We start from the raw sequence: 3,146 nt of genomic DNA on the forward strand, positions 1-3,146 counted from the left end.
TCTTTATAGTGTTGATTTACTTCATCACTATTAACCGAAAAAGGTGGCCCCTCCATCAGGCTTTGATCGTATTCAAGGCTAATCATTAACTGCTCGGCTGTGTCTGTAATCTCTAACAAATGCTTTGCGTATCTATTTCTCATTTCTTTCGGCAAAGCCACCAAAGCTGCTCGGTCATAAATTGCATCGACACGGCCCAGAATTTCATTAGATAAGTCAAAAATATTACCAACAAATATGTCGATGTTTGTCGCACTATAGCGTGAGACGTTACCAAATTTTGATATTTTTGGCTCTAATCCAAGCCCTATGAACAGATGCTCAATCGGGAGTTTGCTCAACTCTGCTCCGGCGACACTATACCCTTTAGAAAGCAACCAGGCAATATCCAGAGTTTTGCCACATAAGGGTAAAAATACACGGCTGTCTTCCACCAATTTAAGTTCTTTAAAATATGTAACCAATACAGGATGGGGCTTGCTTTCGTGAAAGGCGATCTCATTCTTTTCCCACTTTTGGTGCCAAAAATCTATATCCATTCTGTTTCCTATAACGATTGCGGGCTTGAAGCGAATCCTGACGCGACGCCTTGTTGCAGTTCTGGCAAGTCGGTCTGAGTTCGAGCATACGGCCTCCATTCCGTAACGGCTAACGGCTTGTGCTTCACAGGCGACAAACAAAGTATAACTGAGCATCAGGGGTATTGACCGTCCTATGCAAGCACTGGTATTGTTTTGACAGTACAAAGGCGGCGAAACATTAAAAAATTAAGTTGTCTGTCGATCGCAAGTGATGAGATGATAGGTAGTGCAGCCTCACGGCAGTTCCACAGAAACTCAACAGCAGAGAGGCGGGCGATCAAACTGAGTCGATCGCACCTCTGTTGTACAGAATCGACCACACACACTCTTTCTTAAATATAAAAACCAGAATTATGGCTGTTGCAACTCAATCACTCGAAGAACTCTGCATCAACTCTATCCGCTTTCTCGCCATCGATGCGGTAGAAAAAGCAAAATCAGGACATCCAGGACTGCCGATGGGCGCTGCGCCTATGGCCTTCGTGCTGTGGGACCGCTTCATGCGGTTCAACCCGAAAAACCCCAAGTGGTCCAACCGCGATCGCTTCGTCCTCTCCGCCGGACACGGCTGTATGCTGCAGTACGCCCTCATGCACCTCACCGGCTACGATAGCGTCAGCCTCGACGACATCAAGCAATTTCGCCAGTGGGAATCCAAAACCCCCGGACACCCCGAAAACTTCGTCACCGAAGGCGTAGAAGTTACCACCGGCCCCCTGGGACAAGGCATTGCTAACGCCGTCGGTTTGGCAATGGCAGAAGCTCACCTCGCTGCCACGTTTAACAAGCCCGACCACACCATTGTTGACCACCACACCTATGTCATCATGGGCGACGGCTGCCACATGGAAGGCATTTCAGGCGAAGCTTGTTCCTTGGCGGGACACCTCGGACTGGGCAAATTAATTGCCCTCTACGATGACAATCACATCTCCATTGAAGGCGACACTAACTTGGCCTTTACTGAAGATGTCGGCAAGCGTTTTGAAGCCTACAACTGGCACGTCATTACAGTAGACAATACCAAGCTCGACGAAGATACTAACGCAGAAGCAGTTCACAAAGCTATTGAAGAAGCCAAAAAAGTCACTGACAAACCGTCTCTGATTAAAGTCCGCACAGTCATCGGTTACGGTTCTCCCAACAAGCGCAATTCTTACAGTTCTCACGGTGCTGCTTTGGGTACCGATGAAGTGAAAGCAACTCGCGATTTCTTGAAGTGGGAACACGCACCGTTTGAAATTCCCGACGATGCTTTGGCTCACTTCCGCAAAGCAGTCGATCGCGGTGCTGCATCCGAGCAAGAATGGAATAAAGCTTTTGCAGATTATCAAGCAAAATATCCCGCAGAAGCAGCAGAATACGAGCGCACCGTTGCTGGCAAACTTCCTGAAGGTTGGGATCAAGTTTTGCCGACTTACAAGGTAGAAGATAAGGCAGATTCGACTCGCAACCATTCAGGTAAATGTTTGAATGCTTTGGCTGCTGTGCTACCTGAATTGATCGGCGGTTCCGCTGATTTGGCATCTTCTAACATGACTCTGCTCAAGGGTGAAAAAGATTTCCAAAAAGGTCAGTACGAAGGACGCAACCTGCGGTTTGGCGTGCGGGAACACGGCATGGGGGCGATCGCCAACGGCTTAGTCCTCCACGGCGGTTTGATTCCTTACTGTGCAACATTCTTGGTATTTGCTGACTATATGCGGGGCGCAATTCGCCTGTCTGCACTCTCAGAAGCAGGAGTTATCTATGTAATGACTCACGACTCCGTAGCCTTGGGCGAAGATGGCCCGACTCACCAACCCGTCGAAACCATCGCTTCTCTGCGCGCAATTCCCGATTTGTTGGTAATGCGCCCTGCAGACGGTAACGAAACATCCGGCGCTTACAAAGTGGCAATTGAAGGCCGCACCCGCCCCACTTTGATGGCTTTGTCTCGCCAAAATCTGCCCAATTTGGCCGGAAGCTCGATCGAAGGAACAGCCAAAGGCGCTTACATTTTGTCCGACGACGACGGCACTCCCGACATCATTTTAATCGGCACCGGCGGCGAAACATACCTCTGCGTTGATGCCGCTGAAAAATTGCGCGCCGCCGGCAAAAAAGTCCGCGTCGTTTCGATGCCTTGCTGGGAATTGTTCGACGCACAAGATGCCACTTACCGCGAATCTGTGTTCCCGAAAGCTGTTACCAAGCGGTTAGCCGTCGAAGCTGCTTCTAGCTTCGGCTGGGGACGTTATTTGGGCGCTGAAGGTGACAGCCTGAGCATCGACAGATTTGGCGCTTCTGCACCGGGCACCGTTGCTTTAGAAAAGTTTGGCTACACCGTTGATAATGTGGTAGCTAAGGCTAAGACGCTGTTGGGCTAATAGTCGCAGCATAATTTTTGGTGGGGCGGGCTTCTGGCTCGCCCCATTTTTTTATAGCATAAATAAATTTGGCAATAAGCAATGTACGGGATGTAATATCAATTCCGGTTGCACTCCTGGGGAATTGTTGACTGTTGACTGTTGGCTGCTGAGTGTTGACTGTTGAGTGTTGAGTGTTAAGTGTTGAGTGTTGAGT

The 3,146-nt window shown here is 49.2% G+C and carries 4 protein-coding genes; 1 reads left to right on the forward strand and 3 read right to left on the reverse strand.

From position 1 onward, the window contains the following. Both tmpT and IQ270_RS29295 read right to left on the reverse strand, forming a co-directional pair. Positions 1-539, reverse strand: a 539-nt coding sequence (gene tmpT, locus IQ270_RS29290) for a thiopurine S-methyltransferase (protein ID WP_193976624.1), incomplete at its 3' end; no start/stop codon positions are given. A gap of 173 nt (positions 540-712) precedes the next feature. Continuing rightward, a complete protein-coding gene (locus IQ270_RS29295; RefSeq protein ID WP_193976625.1) occupies positions 713-901 on the reverse strand; it encodes a hypothetical protein in 189 nt (62 codons plus the stop codon). 33 nt (positions 902-934) lie between these two features. Between IQ270_RS29295 and tkt the strand changes: the two genes are divergently transcribed. Further along, the gene (tkt, locus tag IQ270_RS29300; protein ID WP_193976626.1) at positions 935-2,950 is read left to right on the forward strand and encodes a transketolase; all 2,016 of its coding nucleotides are present in this window, start codon (positions 935-937) and stop codon (positions 2,948-2,950) included. Here the strand turns inward: tkt and IQ270_RS31620 are convergent. After that, positions 2,931-3,146: hypothetical protein (locus IQ270_RS31620; RefSeq protein WP_228056811.1), on the reverse strand; the 216-nt coding region annotated here is incomplete at its 5' end. The genes tkt and IQ270_RS31620 overlap by 20 nt on opposite strands.

This window comes from Microcoleus sp. LEGE 07076, assembly GCF_015207455.1.
Lineage (GTDB): Bacteria > Cyanobacteriota > Cyanobacteriia > Cyanobacteriales > Microcoleaceae > Microcoleus.

What these genes read in the sequence shown, in the direction of transcription:
- tkt (WP_193976626.1), top strand. Translation starts at nt 935, where the DNA reads ATGGCTGTTGCAACTCAATCACTCGAAGAACTCTGCATCAACTCTATC.